The 18,096-nt window shown below is 46.6% G+C and carries 14 protein-coding genes; 10 read left to right on the forward strand and 4 right to left on the reverse strand.

Features of this window, described 5'->3' with window-relative positions; genetic code table 11:
- The first annotated feature begins 94 nt into the window (after positions 1 to 94).
- Complete coding sequence (locus BLS69_RS27285) at positions 95 to 1,606, forward strand: HD domain-containing phosphohydrolase (protein ID WP_091038281.1); 1,512 nt, start codon at positions 95 to 97, stop codon at positions 1,604 to 1,606.
- 4 nt (positions 1,607 to 1,610) lie between these two features.
- On the opposite strand, the gene BLS69_RS27290 is transcribed toward BLS69_RS27285, so the two are convergent.
- Entirely contained in the window at positions 1,611 to 2,264 is a 654-nt protein-coding gene (locus BLS69_RS27290) for a phosphatase PAP2 family protein (RefSeq protein WP_091038282.1), read from the reverse strand.
- A gap of 476 nt (positions 2,265 to 2,740) precedes the next feature.
- On the opposite strand from BLS69_RS27290, the gene BLS69_RS27295 reads away from it, so the two are divergent.
- The 4 genes from BLS69_RS27295 (at position 2,741) to BLS69_RS27310 (ending at position 6,855) form a co-directional block, all read left to right on the forward strand.
- A complete protein-coding gene (locus BLS69_RS27295; RefSeq protein ID WP_091038285.1) occupies positions 2,741 to 4,156 on the forward strand; it encodes a sensor histidine kinase in 1,416 nt (471 codons plus the stop codon).
- A gap of 208 nt (positions 4,157 to 4,364) precedes the next feature.
- The gene (locus tag BLS69_RS27300; protein ID WP_197997917.1) at positions 4,365 to 5,522 is read left to right on the forward strand and encodes an MFS transporter; all 1,158 of its coding nucleotides are present in this window, start codon (positions 4,365 to 4,367) and stop codon (positions 5,520 to 5,522) included.
- Between the two features lie 123 nt (positions 5,523 to 5,645).
- Positions 5,646 to 6,332, forward strand: a complete 687-nt coding sequence (locus tag BLS69_RS27305) for an oxidoreductase (protein ID WP_091038289.1) — start codon at positions 5,646 to 5,648, stop codon at positions 6,330 to 6,332.
- A gap of 148 nt (positions 6,333 to 6,480) precedes the next feature.
- Positions 6,481 to 6,855, forward strand: a complete 375-nt coding sequence (locus BLS69_RS27310; RefSeq protein WP_017690870.1) for a RidA family protein — start codon at positions 6,481 to 6,483, stop codon at positions 6,853 to 6,855.
- Between the two features lie 112 nt (positions 6,856 to 6,967).
- Here BLS69_RS27310 and BLS69_RS27315 read toward each other — a convergent pair whose 3' ends face one another.
- Positions 6,968 to 7,726 carry a tryptophan-rich sensory protein gene (locus tag BLS69_RS27315; protein WP_091038291.1) on the reverse strand — a complete coding sequence of 253 codons (759 nt, stop codon included), beginning with the start codon at positions 7,724 to 7,726 and terminating at the stop codon, positions 6,968 to 6,970.
- A 226-nt stretch (positions 7,727 to 7,952) separates the two neighbouring features.
- On the opposite strand from BLS69_RS27315, the gene BLS69_RS27320 reads away from it, so the two are divergent.
- Entirely contained in the window at positions 7,953 to 8,918 is a 966-nt protein-coding gene (locus BLS69_RS27320; protein ID WP_091038292.1) for an arsenic resistance protein, read from the forward strand.
- Between the two features lie 358 nt (positions 8,919 to 9,276).
- On the opposite strand, the gene BLS69_RS27325 is transcribed toward BLS69_RS27320, so the two are convergent.
- Positions 9,277 to 10,905, reverse strand: coding sequence for a response regulator (locus tag BLS69_RS27325; RefSeq protein ID WP_091038294.1), 1,629 nt, complete (start codon positions 10,903 to 10,905; stop codon positions 9,277 to 9,279).
- A gap of 5 nt (positions 10,906 to 10,910) precedes the next feature.
- Positions 10,911 to 12,740, reverse strand: a complete 1,830-nt coding sequence (locus tag BLS69_RS27330; RefSeq protein ID WP_091038295.1) for a cache domain-containing sensor histidine kinase — start codon at positions 12,738 to 12,740, stop codon at positions 10,911 to 10,913.
- Between the two features lie 143 nt (positions 12,741 to 12,883).
- On the opposite strand from BLS69_RS27330, the gene BLS69_RS27335 reads away from it, so the two are divergent.
- The 4 genes from BLS69_RS27335 to BLS69_RS27350 all read left to right on the forward strand — a co-directional run bounded on the left by BLS69_RS27335 (position 12,884) and on the right by BLS69_RS27350 (position 18,084).
- On the forward strand, positions 12,884 to 13,765 hold the full coding sequence (locus BLS69_RS27335) for a carbohydrate ABC transporter permease (RefSeq protein ID WP_036607341.1): 882 nt from the start codon (positions 12,884 to 12,886) through the stop codon (positions 13,763 to 13,765).
- A complete protein-coding gene (locus BLS69_RS27340) occupies positions 13,765 to 14,601 on the forward strand; it encodes a carbohydrate ABC transporter permease (RefSeq protein ID WP_091038297.1) in 837 nt (278 codons plus the stop codon). The genes BLS69_RS27335 and BLS69_RS27340 overlap by 1 nt, the downstream gene beginning before the upstream one ends.
- A gap of 646 nt (positions 14,602 to 15,247) precedes the next feature.
- Positions 15,248 to 16,546, forward strand: coding sequence for an ABC transporter substrate-binding protein (locus BLS69_RS27345; RefSeq protein WP_036607334.1), 1,299 nt, complete (start codon positions 15,248 to 15,250; stop codon positions 16,544 to 16,546).
- Positions 16,547 to 16,860: 314 nt separating this feature from the next.
- Positions 16,861 to 18,084: an ATP-grasp domain-containing protein gene (locus BLS69_RS27350; RefSeq protein WP_091038299.1), complete on the forward strand. Its 1,224-nt coding sequence runs from the start codon at positions 16,861 to 16,863 to the stop codon at positions 18,082 to 18,084.
- Positions 18,085 to 18,096 lie beyond the last annotated feature (12 nt).

The following is an 18,096-nucleotide window of genomic DNA, read 5'->3' on the forward strand; positions in this document are numbered from 1 at the left end:
GTCGGAGCAACCGATAAACAAATAGAAGGCAATACCCTTAATCTCCCTGTGTCTCAAGGGAGAACTGGTTGCACATAGAGAGTGAGGGGTTCAGTTGGAAGCATACCGTTCATTTATCTTTCGCCTGATACGCAATTATCTGATCGGTTCACTGGCAGCTGTTTTTGTTGTCGGTACAGTAGTTATGGTATCTACTCTGCAAATACCCAATATTCAATTTGTTCGACTCATCTTCATTGTACTGATTTCACTCTTGTTCATGCTGGTTGCAGAATTAATTACGCTGTGGGTGCAGCTTGGCCCCATAAGACAATTTTTCACTTCCGAGCATCATGAGAGAGACGAATTAAACCACATGTATGAGAAAATTCATCGCTTCCCGGGACAGACCATATATCGGATCATGGGTCCGCACATGCTTGGTTTTTCACTTCCGGCAGCCGGATTAACGATATGGATGATATCCACAGGGTGGCTTGAATTCCCTTACTTGTATATTGTCGTGGCCGCTGCGTGTGCCTTTCTGATTGCCATCATGCATGCGCTGATAGAGTATTACCTAACGGTGCGGGCGATTAGACCCCTGTTACTTGAGATTCGTCATCGAGGCAAAGTCCAATACGGGATGGAACCTTCACTGGGAGGGCGCATCCTGGTATCGATCCAGCGTAAATTTCAGCTAAGTACGGCACTGATTGGATTATTTCCTCTATTTCTATTTTTCCTGGCTACATATATCAGACTTCAGTATATGGACAGTGAATTTGCGAAAGAGTACATACTGTGGGGAATTCTCATCGTTGTTCTGGGCGCGGGGTTTGCGCTGGTGGGAAGCTGGCTGTTGATTCGTGATGTTCGTGATCCAGTTGCTGAACTGACGCATGAGATGAACCGAATTCAGGGGGGAGATCTTGGCAGACGAGCTCCGGATCTATATGCGGATGAGTTTTCGGCACTGATCTCCGGCTTTAATATGATGATTAATCGGCTGGAGATGAGACAGGAACGCAATCGACAGTTATTGCAAAGTTATTTTTCTACGTTGGCTGCTGCTTTAGACGCCCGAGATAAGTACACGGCAGGACATTCCATGCGTGTGGCAGAGTATTCGCTGATGATTGGTAAGCTGAGCGGAATGAATGAGGAACAGGCGGATTTATTGTACAAATCAGCCCTGCTTCATGATATCGGGAAAATCGGCATACCTGATGAGGTACTGCTGAAGGATGGAAAACTAAGCGATGAGGAATTCGCGATTATTCGCACACATCCCGTGCAGGGAGAGAGTATTTTGTTGCAGATAGAGCCTATTGATGCCATGGCCGACTTTCTGCCAGGTGTACGATCTCACCATGAGAGATATGATGGCAAAGGATACCCGGATGGGATGGCTGGTGATGATATTCCCCTTTTTGGCCGCATCATTGCGGTAGCGGATGCCTTTGATGCCATGACGTCTGATCGACCATATCGGAATGGGATGAGTCACGAGAAAGCGCTAACGATTTTGGAAGAAGGAAAAGGGACCCAATGGGACCCCTATTTTGCAGGTTTGTTTATTGATGAATGGAGACGACAACAGCATCTTCAGAAACCATCGAAGTGAGGGATCAGTTGATCCCCTCTGTCCACTTCGATTCTTTTCTGCGTCTCCGGTGTAGAGCGAGGCCTGTTATGATAGTGAGAACACATTCGCCGAGTATGACTGCACCCAAGGCGTCATAGATCACATGTTGTTTGATCATTAGCGTGGATACGATAATGGTTGCTGCCCCGGCGGCCACCAAAATCTTGATGGGTTTGCGGATGCTTGGAACCGAGAGAACGGCACGCATAACCAGATAAGAGTGAAGAGAATGAATACTTGGGAAACAATTATAAGGACGATCCTGGCTGTAGAGCCATCCAAGAACAGATGCTCCCAGACCTGTACCCGTCAGTTCCGGGCGCGGTACCATGGTCTGAAAGTTGAAGTAGATCAGATAACAGATCCAGACACAGATATTCATGGATAACAAGACGCGGTAGTACGTCAGTCGATCCTTGGCACACAGGTAAGCGAGCACACCGAATACAAACGGGTACCAGCCCAAATATGGAATGGACATGGCAGGTACGTAGGGAATGATCCGGTCGAGCGGCGAATCAAGTACTACGAACCCGCGTTCTGGACTATTAAGAATATCATAGAACAGCCCCATGACGGCCAAAGACAGCATTAAACTCAATGACAGCCAATAGGATTTGCTTTTTAACAATTGCACAACATCTTTCTCCTTTCATTCATGTTCCGACGAACATGACCCCAGCAAATAACTATATAAGTTGCACTATACTTTCATTTACACGAGAACGGAGAGGACAGAAATAACCTGAAGAAGCGGAGCTAAAAGCTTTCTGAAAGAAAGCTGCATCGGAAGCATACGCTTCGCCTTTATCCACGGATTTTCCCTTTAAGAAAAGGGAATCGAAAAAATCTGGGGATAACAGCGATCAGAAGTTGTTCTGTCATCGGAGTGGCAAGTGTAATTATTCTTTAGTTCAATCTATATAGTAGTTTAAATTTAAACAACAATATATTCTACTACGACCAGCGCACAAATTGAATCCTGATTTGTGTATTTTTGTGTATTTTTTTGACGAAGAAGGAATGCGGAAGTTTCAATGGGCATGATATGATAGAGACACATACGGACGAAGTCACTTTGGCCAGTAAAGTCGGTACAACAGGAGTGAGTGAATGCAATTTTCAAAAATGTTCGTATTGAATATGGGGATGCTTATTACCATTGCATATCTTGCTAGTGTGTTCTATAAATATGTCGTAATACGTACCTCTTCCCGAGTGAAGCAGATCAGTTCCGTACTTGTCCTTATTTTTGCAGGTTGGATCAGTACGGTTTTTGGGTTTCAACTCACCGATGAAGTGGTCTTTGACCTTCGATATGTTCCTTTAATTGTTGCCGTTCTAACGTATAGACAACCCTATAGCGTAATCATCGTGGGTATTGGAATTGGGCTGTCGCGGCTGACTTTTGGCATCACGGATGCTACATTGGCGGCAGTACTTAACATGTCTATTTTGGGCGTGATATGTGCAGGTCTGAATATATGGATGAGACGCAGCAACTACAGGCTGATTATTAAAGGAATCCTTGTTACAGTTATCGTCAATGTGGTCAATAGTGTAAACATTGCTATCGTTGGTGTAATCCCGGCTACATACTTCTTTTCACATATTATGCCTTATACACTCCCTACAGGCATTTTGCTGAGCCTTATTTTTGCATTTATTTTACGTGATTTTCAGAATGAACAGAATCGAATTTTGCTGATCCAGAGTACAAACCGGCTTTTATCTGTGCAAAAGGAAGAGTTACAGAAAGCCCAGATTGTACTGGAGGATCGAGCGAAACAATTGATGATTGCCTCACAGTACAAATCCGAATTTCTCGCCAATATGTCCCATGAACTGCGTACACCACTGAACAGTGTCATTAACTTTGCCCAGATGATCAGCGAGAATGCGGACACGATGGATCAGGAGGATATTGTACGTTTTGCCAATATGATCGACCACTCCGGGCAGGAACTGCTCACGCTCATTAACGATATTCTGGATCTCTCCAAAGTAGAAGCGGGGCGGCTGGATATTGTACTGGAGGATATCAGTGTCGCACAACTTACAGAAGATGCCATGAGCCACTTTCAGCTCGTTGCCGAGAAAAAAGGTATTCAGTTGGTTCTGGACAAAAAACAGGGACTGCCCGAGACGCTCTGGTCTGATCCCCAGCGGGTTCAACAGATTTTGCGGAATCTGATGTCCAATGCCGTCAAGTTCACGCACCGGGGGAAGGTCACACTGACCGTAAGCACCAAGCAGATTAAGAATGCAGGTATTCAGAATCGATGGCTTATTTTCTCTGTTCAGGACACAGGCATTGGCATTGCTGAGGACAAGCATCATTCCATATTTGAAGCATTTCAGCAGGCTGACGGGTCGATTAGTCGAAAATTTGGCGGTACCGGACTAGGCCTGTCGATCAGTCGGGATTTAGCGAGATTACTGGGGGGATCGATTGAACTGGAGAGCACTGAAGGTAAAGGAAGCACCTTCCATCTCTATCTTCCGTTGGACCGTGAAAAAATGAGTTGACAACCTTCGCGCCGTGAGTAGAATTTGGGATGACAACTAGCATCGACCGGCTTTTGAGACCCGGTCTAAGGAGTGTATCCCCATACAGAAGACGGTCAACGTTAACCCTCCCCCGTTAGCAAGCAAACCACGGCGCAAGGGTTCGACACAACGCACGAATTTATCGATTGCAACATGGGAGGGTGTACCGGCAATTATTTTACAGACCTTGCTGGGCGGCCCGTTTTTAACCGGATTTCTGCTGTACCTTGGGGCCGGGTCGAGACATATCGGCTTTGTGCTCGCGATTACAACATTTGTGAACATTGCCCAGATCGGAGCAGCTTACTGGATGCAGCGTATTCGCAGCCGTAAACGCATGCTGCTGCTGTTCGTGGGCACACATCGTATTTTGTGGAGTGCAACGGGACTGATTCCGTTTATATTCCCCAAAGAGTGGTGGGTAAGTGTATATATTGGCGTGTATACGGTTGCTTTTATATCAAATACCATCGGCGGTATGATCTGGACTTCACTGATTGGCGATATCGTACCTGCCAAGGTGAGAGGGCGTTATTTTGGAATTCGAAATACGATTCTGAATGCTCTTGGAAGCGTATGCTTATTCGCAGGCGGTATTGTTTTGGACCGTTACCCCGGAGAAATGGGCTTTCTGATCCTGTTTATTCCGGTTTGGATCTGTGCCATTGCCAACACAGTCATTTATTTCTTCTATCCGGACGTGCCATTTGAACGTTCTACCGAAAAGGTTTTCTGGCGGATGTTCATCAAGCCGTTCCAGGATCGTTCTTTCCTGAAAGCAACGCTGTTCCTGGCTGTCTGGTTATTGATCCAGACCTTGATTGTTCCGCTCTATTCCTATGTTATGTTGGATCTATTGAATATTAATTATCAGACGGTATCCCTGATCACGGTAGTCCAGACGCTGGTTATGATGGCCGGTTTCTATGTCTGGGGCAATCTGAATGCCAGATTCAGCAACAAAACCCTCCTTTTCTGGACATTGCCAGTCATTGCACTCTCCTGTCTGTCGTGGGGTTTAATGTCGTTCATGCCTGTATTGATCGCGCTATTTCTATCGCATATCTTCCTTGGGATTGGTGTAGGTGGATTCAATCAGCTGGCATTTAACTTTACGATTGGAGACACACCCAAAAGTGAAAGACCAATGTTTGTCGCGGTGTATTCGGCTCTGACCGGAGTAACTTCGTTTCTTGGGCCGTTGTTGGGTGGCTGGTTGTATGAAAAGATGGAAACCTGGTCCGATGCGCTCGCTTGGATCTCAGCCTATGGATTTCAGGTGGGGGTTGGTGTCGTGATGCTGATTCTGACATTTACCCTTGGACGTCGTGTACTGTTAAAATAGAAACGATATAATTTCAACTAATGAATATTTACACTGGCACTTCGATGACAGAACAACCTTGTAAATGTTTAGATTGATCATATGTATCTGGTATGACTTCAAAAAAGATGGCGAAGTGGAGGGATGTATTTGAATCGTCTCGAACGGAAAGCCATGGTGATTGGAGCCACGGGGCTTGTAGGCGAATTACTGGTTCATAATCTGCTGGAGCACTCGGCATACAGCCTGGTTCGGGTTCTGGTTAGACGTCCGCTTGAGCTGCAACATCCCAAACTGGAACAGCATGTGGTGGACTGGGAACAGCTGGAGAGCCAAGACCACTTATTCGATGGAATCGATGACCTGTATTGTTGTTTGGGTACAACGATCAAAAAAGCAGGCAGTCAGGACAATTTTCGTCAGGTGGATTATCATTACCCGGTTCGTGCAGCTACTATTGCGAAGCAACAGGGTGTATCACAGATGATGGTGATCTCCTCCATGGGAGCGAGTGCAGATTCCCGGGTCTTTTACAGTCGGACCAAGGGGGAAATGGAGGATGCATTGTCCGATATCGGTTTTCAGTCATTGCATATCTTCCGCCCGTCCTTAATCCTGGGGGATCGAAACGAGAAGCGGTTTGGTGAGCAGATGGCTGCCCATGCCATGAAGTTTCTGGATCGCTGGATGAAAGGCAGAGCGGACAAATACCGGGCGGTCCACGCCGCAACCATTGCACAGGCCATGACCAATATTGCGATGGTGCAAGCCAAGGGAAACCATGTGTATCCGAATGATGTAATTCATGTCCTTGGTGTGGACGGGGGCTAAGAAACCTTTGAACGAGCTGTTTACTTCATGTGGCTGGTGAGGAGCGTTTCTCGCTTGAGGTAGATCGTGGTATAATAGGCAACAATAATAAGTTCGAACCCTGACTCCATGCGGCAGCAGGATAACGAACATGAAGGAGAACTCGTCCATGAAAAAACCAATCTCTACCGATCAGGCGCCAGGCGCCATTGGTCCATACAGTCAAGCCGTTGATGCAGGCGATTTCATCTACACTTCCGGGCAACTTGGCCTGAATCCTCAAACGGGAGAGTTCGGCGCAGATGTACAGGAGCAGACACGTCTGTCCCTGAGCAATGTAAAGGCTATCCTTGAAGCAGCAGGAACAAGTATGGATAAAATCGTGAAAACGACGGTGTTCCTGAAAGACATGAACGACTTCGTTCCTGTGAATGAAGTGTATAGCACGTTCTTCGAACAGCCTTATCCTGCACGCAGTGCAGTGGAAGTTGCTCGTTTGCCAAAAGATGCACTGGTGGAGATTGAGGTTATTGCCCTGAAATAGGACAACCTTCATTCGCTAAGGTATACATAAAAAGCCGATTTCAGGTCAAATGACCAGGATCGGCTTTTTGCATTTTTGCGTTATATTTAAGCGCTATATCGAAGGAGAAATCTTAATCGCGATCCTGATTACGGGCGAAGAACAGCCATACCGCATAGATGGCCAGTACGATCGCAATGATGATTGCCGTATAATATACGGAAGTGACATCCTTTTGTTTAAGTGCAATGGCGATATATGCCCATGTAAATACAAGTGGATATACACTGTCCCGATAACGGAAGCTAACGAGTACAGCCAGTACCATACCCACAATCAGCATAATGATCGTCCAGGTTGGTTCGCTGAGACCAAAACCATCCCAGCCAATTTTATATAACAGCACAGCTGCATTGACAATGGTTGCCACGCTAATCCATCCAAGATAAATGCTGAATGGCAGCTTCACAAGCCAGATCTCAGCAGTGGTTGGCACAGTAATGGTACGTGTTTTTACATACAGCATGATAAGGCACAACAGAAGCAGTACAATAATCAGTAAAGCGAGACCGGTCTGCAAGTTTTGAAAAGCAAAAATCCAGGCTACATTGAAGGCACAGCTTGCCAGAAACCAATACTCGAGACGGGTAATCGAGTCCCTTTTCCAGGAAGCGGGCACGAACTGATAGATTACGAACCCTGCTAATAGCAGGTAGATCAGACCCCATATAGAGAAGGCATAGCCTGAAGGTGTGAGCAGCACAGGGTACATATCCGATACTTCTTTGTTGGTCTTGCCCCCGATTGGCAGAGCGTTGGAAAGGTAGTTCACGATAATTACAGCGATAAAACCAATGGCGTTTAACCACTTGTACGGATTGTTACGTGACATTGAGTTTCCTCCTTGGTTTAACGAAATGAATGAACCACGGGTCAGTCTACAATGAATATACCCAGTTCTTGCACATTCTAATAACAGCCGCAAAAAATTCACAAGTTGATCTTTCAGATTCTTGTGCTCTGCCACTACGTTGGAGCGTTACTCTGTCCCAATGTACGCGAAACGAAGCGGAAATATGTCCATGCCCATGATGTCCCACTGGAAGAGGAGGCAGAGAATGCTCACAAGAGAAACGATGGAGCAACAGCAAACCTGGTTCTATGTAGTTGCATTGTTCTTAGGAGCAGCAATAGGGCTGAGTAATCCGGTATGGGGGAATGTTTTACACTACACCGTGTCCCCGGTTCTTGCCGTTCTGTTATATAGCATGTTTGTACAGATTCCCTTTCTACAGTTAAAAGAATCCTGGTCCAACCTTCGATTTATGGGGGCGCTACTGGTGGCTAATTTTATCGTTGTACCTGTAGTTGTTTGGTTGCTTACATTGGTCTTTCCACAATCACCAGGCGTTCTGATCGGAGTTTATCTGGTACTGTTAACACCCTGTATTGATTACGTCATTGTGTTCACACAACTCGGCAGGGGCAATGAGAAATTGATGCTGGCCGCAACCCCCCTTTTATTTGTTATACAAATGATCCTGTTGCCGTTTTATTTATGGTTATTGATGGGTGCTGAGGTGGCGCAGGTCATGCAGGTAGGGCCGTTCGTGGAGGCTTTTCTGTTCCTGATCGTTATTCCACTGCTGCTCGCTGTTTTTACACAAGTTCTCTCAAGAGGTAAAGCGAGCGGGGAGCGGGTCATAAATGCGACGGCATGGCTCCCGGTTCCGATGATGGCACTTGCGCTGATCGTGGTTGTCGCTTCCCAGATTGGCAAAGTCTACAATGATATGGCGATCATCGTGAACGTGATTCCGATCTATGTTTCTTTTCTAATCCTTATGCCTTGGATATCTCGACTCATTGCTACTTGGTTTGGATTAAATCCAGGCGCTGGGCGGGCGTTGATATTCAGTTCAGCCACACGGAATTCGCTGGTTGTTCTGCCACTGGCGCTGGCACTCCCGCCAGAATGGGCAACCATAGCCGCAGCTGTTATTGTTACACAGACGATGGTGGAGCTTGCAGGGGAGCTAATCTACATTCGACTTGTACCTGCGGTGATTTTGCGGGATCGGTGAGCAGACTAGGGTATATCTATGTTATGATATATCACAATTAATAAAACCATTTTTGGTAAATAAAAGGGAGGTGAGAATCCCTATTTATCGGAAGATTATGTTTTACCTGGATATTGTCCTATTACTGTTCAGCCTCATCTATTTCCCCGTAGTGGCTCATAAGACAGGAAATAATATGGCTTATGGATTTATGGCTGTGATTTTAATCGGGACAATATCTCGGAGCGTATCCTATCTTAGAAAAGAAAGAGCCAACAAGTCGTCATGATATAGGCTATTTTCTGTAAAAGTAAAATAAAAAGAGTACTTCCGATGGGTTATGCCGGGAGTACTCTTTTTAATTCGGATCAGGTACTCGTTACGTACCAGCCTCCAATAATGTTTTACGATATTCAGCTGGCGTGATGCCCTCCATTTTTTTGAACACTTTGCTGAAATACTTTTCATCCTGGAATCCAACCATCTCCGAGATTTTGGCAACTCGCAGGGAAGGGTTTTGCAGTAGCAGCTTGGCGTTATTGATTCGCAGTTTGCCCAAATATTCCGACCAGTTCAGACCAAATTGCTGTTTGAATTTACGGGAGATATACTCCCGGCTCAGATAGAAACGCGCGGCAATCTGCTGTAAGGACAGGTCCTCCTGATAATGGGCGTCCATATAACGTGCAATCTCACTCATGGGATCGGGATTGGCGTGGTGATGAGCGGTGAGCGCCTTTCCTGCGGCAAGCAGTCGTTGTTCCAATAATGAACGAAGCAGGGGGAAGGATAAAAGTCCTTCAGCGTCCAAAGGTAACTCGGCAAAGGGAATAGACTGTTCCTCCGTCACTTCTTCCTCTTTGAATGACGAACCTGCCGTATCATCAAGCCAGCGGCTCAGCATCCATTCCAGCTCGTCGATCCATTGCTGAATCTGCTCAGCACTGACAACTTCAAGATCAGTAATCGGGTCAATCCACTCGGCGACCGCAGCAGATACACTGGAAGACCGGCAGCTCATGGCTGCCATACGCAGGGGTTCTTCATGGGCGGTTAAACGCCTGATTTTCTTCCCATTTGATGATTCCACTGACGCATGGATTCGCTGTTTAATTTGCACAGCATTACGTCTCCACAACCTTGAACTTGCTTCCAGATAGGCCGCTGAGATTCCGCCAGGGTAGGACTCACAGGTGGAGATGCCAAAATGAAGCCTGCGCTGAATCGTCTGCTCCAATCCATGATTGACCTTGTCCAGAATATGTTCCAATGAAGTGGATGAACCCCAATGTAGCAGAACAATCTCGTCCGGTTGATCCAACTGACGAAACATTACACCTTCGTCTGGTGTGGATAACATCTCGGCACAGATATTGAGCACCGAGAACACAAGCAGATCTGGTTGACTACGGTATTTTGCCAGACAATCTGCATCCAGATGGGACAGGCTGGTGACAGCGACACTACAGACAGGGATTAGACAGGGGAGATTTAACTCATCCTGCAATCGCTGCATGTGTGATGGGCTGCTGCCTCTGCCGACGGCAAGTTCGGTGAGCAGACGATCCTGGTAGTGGGGACGCATTCGATTAACGACAATGGATTGCCTGGTGGATTGTATCCGAATGGCGTCTTCCTCTTCCCAAGCTGTAACGGCCTTTAATAGAGATGCATTCAGCTCATCTGCTTCCACAGGTTTCAGGAGGTAGTCCATGCCACCATGCCTGATTGCATGCCTCACGAGTTCAAAATCATCATATCCGCTGATAACCAGCACCTTGCTGTGTGGGGCATGAGTCGATATCCATTCAAGCAATGCCATACCGTCCTTGCCTGGCATACGCATGTCACTGAGTATGATTTGAGGTTGATGTACCGTGATGGCGGCGATGGCTTCATCCCCGTCTGCTGCTTCAAGTAATGTATCAATGCCAAACTCTTCCCAATGACCAAGCAACCTTATGGCATCGCGGACATGTTTTTCATCATCTACAAGCAGTGCCTTCATGTTGTTCACTCTCCCGCGTATAGTTTAACCGTGATCTTCACACCATTGGGTTCCCGATTACTGATCTCAAGCCTGGCTGAGTGACCGGGATGTGAGTTCAATTGAAGTCGGCGTATTACATTTCGTAGACCGATGGATTCAGACTCGTCGGATTCTTGTGTGGATAACCCGGTTGTTGTATGACTTTGATGCAGCCATCCGCGGATCTCCAGTAATTTATCTTCAGGTATGGAGGGGCCGTTATTATTCAGTTCTAATTCAATCCAATGATCGTTGATCCGGCGGCTGGATAGGGATATGTGACCTTTGCCTGGCTGAATATCTGCTCCATGTTTGAAATAGTTTTCAATTAAAGGTTGTAACGTCATTCTTGGCATTTCGACAGACAGGGTATCTTCGGCAAAATCCAAATCCACCTCAAGGCGGTCACCAAACCGCTCCTGCTGCAGTTCCAGATATAATCGGGCATGCTCGGCCTCTTCGCGTAAGGTCACGCGGGTCTGATCCCGCATGCTGTAGCGCAGCATTTTGGACAGGCTAGAGAGTAGTATATACGCCCGTTGTCCCTGCTGTTGAAGGGCAAGTGTACCGATCGATTGCAGTGTGTTATATAGAAAATGCGGATGAATCTGCGCTTGCAACGCTTTGAGCTGATTTGTCTTATTGGCGATTTCGAGTCGATATTCCCGCAAAATAAGATTATTTACCGTATCCATCATATCTCGGAAATGACGAGCGAGCACCCCGAATTCATCGCGACTGGATAGATGGATATCCACATGCAGACGCCCGGCTTGAATCTGGTTCATATACCGCATGAGTTGCTTGAGCGGACCGGTGATTCGGATGGAGATAAACAAGGTTGCAATAATGACTAATACAAGTGCTGCGATGGCAATCATCGCGTTATTCCGCGTAAGTGTGGTGGCTCTGGCATATAACGTCTCATTCGGAATCTGTTTGACGATGGTCCAGTCAGCGTACGTGCTGCCAAGTTGCTGGTATACATACATGGAACGATCCTGTTCAAAATGTCCTGCGACATTCTGGGCTGTACCTGCGCTAGATCGCGCGATATTCAGTTCACTAGCCGTTTCCTCTCGTAGTGCATCCGTATGATTGACCTCGGAACGTCCTTGGTAAATGATCTGATTCTGACCATCCACAACATAGATTTGTTCCTTAGCCGGATCATACAGCCTGCCACAGATTGCTGCAATGGTATTCATATTCAGATCAATGGCGAGTACACCCAGGCGCTCGGTGGACGGAATATCCTTGATCACCCGATGCAGGGTAATGACCGTTCTGGCAGGGTCATCGGGGGAGGCTGCCTTGAATCCGTACGTGTGACTCATATGTGCCGATTCCACCCAGATGTCCGGGCTATCACCGCCTGTTTTTCCATGAAGCGAGCCGGAATAGGCCTGTTTGCGTTCCTCCCGCTTCGGAAAGGGATTTGTAATCAAGGTGGATTGATTGGCGGCAAAAGAGTGCAAATACAGCTGGAATACATCCGGCACAGCCGCGCGTATCGTCTGCAAAGTGGTGTACACCTCGGCAACCGCACGATAATCACCAGGAATTTTTGCCAAGTTGCGCAGAAAGTTCGGGTCATTATACACAGCCAGCGACGCTCTGGCCACGTTATCCACATAGTTGTTGAGATTGGTGGACGCTTGGTAGATCAGGCGTTTGTTCTCTTCAACAGCCTGTTCCCGCAAGGCTGTCTTGGTCTGAATAAACGTCATGCTGATCGAAGCGAGCAGTGGAAGTGTGGTAGCGATGAGCATAAAGGCAATCAATTTGGTGCGTATACTGTAGTATTTGGACATCGGAACACCCCTTCTGGTTGCAGGTTAAGAGAGGACAATATTTTACCCCCAACTGTTCACGAGGGTCGGTGTTTCCCACGGCGATATTGGGGTTTAATAGAAAAAGAGACCAATTTCATCCATCTATAGAAGGGGAGAACGATATGAAGCATCGCAAATCTTCACAGCTGTTACAGCAGCTTGTGTTCGTGGGTCCCTCCATCGTGTTTTTTATTCTCATCATCGTGGTCCCTTTCCTGCTTGGCATGGTGTATTCCTTCACGGATTGGAACGGGGTATCCGAGAACATTAATTGGGTAGGATTCGATAACTTCGTGCATGTTTTTGCGAATGATCCCAAGTTCCAAACGGCATTTTGGTTTACGGTGCGCTTCACCGTGGTTGGTGTAGTACTGACCAATGTGATTGGATTTTTCCTGGCGTATTTCCTAACCAAACCGCTCAAGACGAGAAACATTCTGCGTACGATCTTTTTTATGCCTAACGTGATCGGTGGGTTGTTGCTCGGCTTTATCTGGCAGTTCATATTTGTGAAAGGGTTTTCAGCAGTAGGCGATGTAACCGGCTGGTCCTTCTTCAACCTTCCTTGGCTGGGAGACGAACCAACCGCCTTCTGGGGAATCGTGATTGTGTTTGTATGGCAGACCGCAGGATATCTGATGGTCATCTACATCTCATCTCTGACAAATGTATCCCCCGATCTGCTGGAAGCTGCAGAGATTGATGGCGCAAGCCGCTGGCAGGTACTGCGGAGCATCATTCTTCCGCTCATTATGCCGGGTGTGACAATCTGTTTGTTCCTGGCGATCTCCTGGTCGTTCAAAATGTTCGATCTCAATCTGTCGCTGACCAAAGGTGGACCGTTCGGATCAACAGAGTCGGTTGCACTTAATATTTACAATGAAGCCTTTGTGAATAACAGATATGGCATCGGAACCGCCAAAGCACTCGTGTTCTTCGTAATCGTTGCCATCATCACCATGATTCAGGTACGTCTGACGAAGAGCAAGGAGGTAGAAGCCTAATGGAGACGACGAAAAATTACCGCTTCAGTACCATTTTAACCGAGATTGTCATGGTACTCCTTGGACTTTTATTCCTGGTTCCGTTTTACTTCCTGTTTGTGAATTCGGTCAAAACCTTCGGTGATCTGCTAACCAATTCGGCTGCATGGCCGGAAGTGTTCCAGTGGGGCAACTATGCGAACGCTTGGGAGAAAATTAACTTCCCGTCCGCGCTGATGAACTCGCTTATCGTTACGGTGGTCAGCAATCTGTTGCTTGTGCTGATCAGTTCCATGGCCGCGTACCGAATGGTCCGCAGTGATACCCGGTTCAACCGGATTTTGTTCGGCATGTTCATTGCCGCCATGGTGATTCCGTTCCAGTCTATCATGATTCCACTCGTTACTGTAACCAGTAATCTGGGATTGATCGACAGCCTTGGCGGACTCATTATCTGTTATCTCGGTTTCGGGGCACCGATGTCTGTCTTCCTGTTTCACGGATTCGTAAAATCCGTCCCACTGGAGATTGAGGAAGCGGCACGGGTGGATGGAAGCTCTGCCTACGGGGTGTTCTTCCGGATCGTATTTCCACTCATGAAACCGATGTATGTAACCGTCATCATTCTGAACACACTCTGGATCTGGAATGATTATCTTCTCCCATCCCTGATCCTGCAAAGCTCCAACCTGCGTACGATCCCGATTGCGACCTTTGCACTCTTCGGTCAATATACGAAGCAATGGGATCTGGCTTTGCCGGCACTTGTGCTCGGCATCATGCCGATCATTATCTTCTTCCTGCTGATGCAGAAGTATATCATTCAGGGAATTACCGCTGGATCAGTTAAAGGGTAAGTGCGAGTGAAAGGGTCGCTGGCGGGATCAAGCGTGGAGTGCGAGTGCAGGTCGCTGCGGGATCAAGTTGCGCTTTCGGTCGCTGTTGCTCCTCGGTGGTCTGAATGTATTGGGGCAAGGAAGCCACCGAGTATCAAAGGCGAACGCTCCGCTCCTACATCGCATCCTTGATCCCTTTGCTCTCACCTCGCATGGAGGTATGCAAAGGGGGTCATGCCCGCATGGCTTGGGCATGACTCCTAGGGAAGAGAAAAGACAGATAAAGAGAAAAGACCAAGAAAGAAGCTTGTATAGCCAGGAACTTCTTCTACAGAGTGAAGTGATGGTATGCTCCCTGTTCAAAGCGCTAACGAATCCACCGCACCTTAATAGGTAGATAATCAAGGAATACAAATTTTAACGAACCTCAGTAACGTTATTCGGGTACAAAAAGGCGTCAGAGCCTTGAAATTCGACCAAAACAACGAAATAGCGTCTCTGTAATTCGTTAGGCTGAAGATCTGTGCAAATAGGTGCGAATAACGTGCGCTCAGTTCGTTAGAATGAAAACACGCATCAAGGGAAGGTTATTCTGTCATCGGAGTGCCAGAGTAAATATTCATTAGTGGAACTGTTATACTGAAACTACTATAGGGAGAGTGTATGTATGAAAAGAATGACGAAGTTGACGTTGCTTATGCTGATTGCTTTTTCGGTAATGCTCGCGGGTTGTGGCAATGGGGACAAGAGTGGCAGTCCGGTCAACACGGATGCTCAAGGTGGCGGCGAGGCTGCTGCCGGGGATAAAACCATTAAAATCTTCCAATTCAAAGTCGAGATTGCGGAAGCGCTCAATCGTCTTAAAGCGGAATATGAATCCTCCCATCCAGGCGTCAAACTGGACATTCAAACCGTAGGCGGCGGTAGTGACTACGGTGCTGCATTGAAAGCCAAGTTTGCCGCTGGCGAACAACCGGACATTTTCAACGTAGGTGGTTATCGTGAGCTGGATACATGGCTTGAATATCTGGAAGATCTGTCTGGAGAATCATGGGCCAAGGATGCACTCGAAGTAGCCAAAGAGCCAATGACCAAAGACGGCAAGCTATATGGACAGCCGCTGGCGCTGGAGGGTTATGGTTTCATTTATAACAAAGACCTCTTCCAAAAAGCTGGTATTACCGAAATTCCAACGACATTGGAACAATTGGATCAAGCTGCACAGAAACTTCAAGCCGCAGGGATTACGCCTTTCTCGAACGGATATCAGGAGTGGTGGGTGCTGGGCAATCATAACGTAAACGTCGCATTTGCAAATCAGGCAGATCCGGTGAAATTCATCCAGGGACTCAACGAAAGTACGGAGAAGATTCCTGGCAACCAAGTGTTCGCCGACTGGATCAACTTGCTCGACTTAACGCTGAAATACAGCAACAAAAACCCGCTGACAACCGACTACAATACGCAAGTTACGTTGTTTGCGAGTGGAGAAGCGGCGATGATGCAGCAAGGGAACTGGACTCAAGTACAGATCGATGGAATTGATCCAGATCTGAATCTGGGTATCCTGCCAATGCCAATTAACAATGAACCAAATGACAAATTGTTTGTCGGCGTGCCGAACTACTGGGTTGTGAATAAGAATTCCCAAGTGAAACCGGAAGCGAAAGAGTTTCTGGAGTGGCTCGTAACTTCGGATATCGGGAAACAATACATGACAAAAGAATTCAAATTCATCCCGGCGTTCAGTTCCATCACAGCATCCGAAGAGGATCTGGGTGACCTCGCCACAGAGATCATGAAGTATAGCCAGGAAAATAAAACACTCAGCTGGAACTTCAACCGCTTCCCTGAGGGGGTTCCACAAGAGTATGGCAGCACAATTCAGGCTTACGTTGCAGGCAAATCGGATAAAGCCGGATTGCTCGACGCATTGCAACAGAACTGGGATAGTCTGAAAAAATAACGGCTTCCCCTTCAATGAATGAAGGTGTGGATAAGTAAAAACATATAAAAAGGTGACTCCAGATTAATCGGAGTCGCCTTTTTTTAATGAGAAAATTTCCAGTTAAAAAGTGCAAATATGAACCCAAATATCGACTAATACAGATGGTCGGGTGTTTGTATGGTGTCTACAACCTGTTGTTAGTACACATCATGGCAACAAATAGCCAAACTTTAAATATTTGTAATTTTTAGATTGACAGTTCCATGTGATATCCATATTATAGAAAAATATAGCAGAAAGTAAAGATATTTGAATCGGAGGTGAAGTTCTTTATGAGGGATATTGTATTCCTGTGTGACAAGCGGATTAACACCAAAACAGGGTTTCTCGAAGCCTTGTCCAAAATTTCGGACACAACCAACATTTTGCTGGTGGAACAGGGCTATGAACAGTTTGCTACATTACCAGAAGGGCTGTTCAGTGCAGTGTTCGAAGTGGGTGATATTACTCGGATTGACCAGGTGGAAGAGGTTTTTGAGCGCATTTTGGATGAATATGATGTGGAGCGCATCATTGCCCCGACTGAAAATGTGGTGGAGACAGGCGGGTATCTCAGAACACGTTTTGGTATCCCTGGTATTCAAAAGAATCAGGCTGAGACGGTACGTAACAAATGGATCATGAAGGAGACATTGCGGCAGGCGGGAATCCACACGTCACAGACACGTATTGCGTCCAATGCAGTACAGATCAGAAAGATTGTCGCAGGCATTGGTTTTCCCATCATTATCAAACCGATTAGTGGGTGGGCGACGATCATGACGTACAAGCTCAATAATCAAGAGGAGCTTGAGCAGTATATCAACCATTCCTGGAATCGGGAATCAGTGCTCATTGAGGAATTTATTACGGGTAGGGAGTTTCATATTGACTCCATCGTTTCAGAAGGTGAGCTTGTATTTTCCTCCGTCTCTGAATATTTGTTTAATTGTCTTGAGATTGTCCAAAATGATCGCCCTTCCGGTACGATCTGTTATCCCACTAATACACATTATGAATATGTAGAACGGATGCAGTCGTTTAATGAAGAGATCATACGGACACTGGGGATACGTAACAGTGTGTTCCATGCAGAGGTATTTCTTTTGCCGAATGGGGAGATCTGTTTTGGAGAGATTGGAGCAAGAATTGGAGGGATTGTCATCATTCCACCTATGGTGTTGAATTCCCATCAGGTTAACTTGTTTGATGCAGCCATTCAAACGGAACTTGGAATATATGAAGCGCCAACTTCGGTTAATACAGGCAAGTACACCGGTGCGGTTAATTTTCCATCTGCTGTAGGCAAGATCGAAAGCATCTCATCCGCAGAAGATTTCAAATCGATGGAAGGACTCATTGATATTCGAATTAACTATACATCAGGCCAGTCCATTTCAGGTGGTCGAGATACGATGTCCAGATCCGGATTTGCCATTGTGGAAGGCCCGGATATTGAATTCGTTAGAAAACAACTTCTAGAATTACATGACAAGTTTGTCCTGGTTCACCATTAAACCATTCTAGGA

The organism is Paenibacillus sp. CF095, assembly GCF_900101225.1.
In the GTDB taxonomy this organism is placed as follows: Bacteria; Bacillota; Bacilli; order Paenibacillales; family Paenibacillaceae; genus Paenibacillus.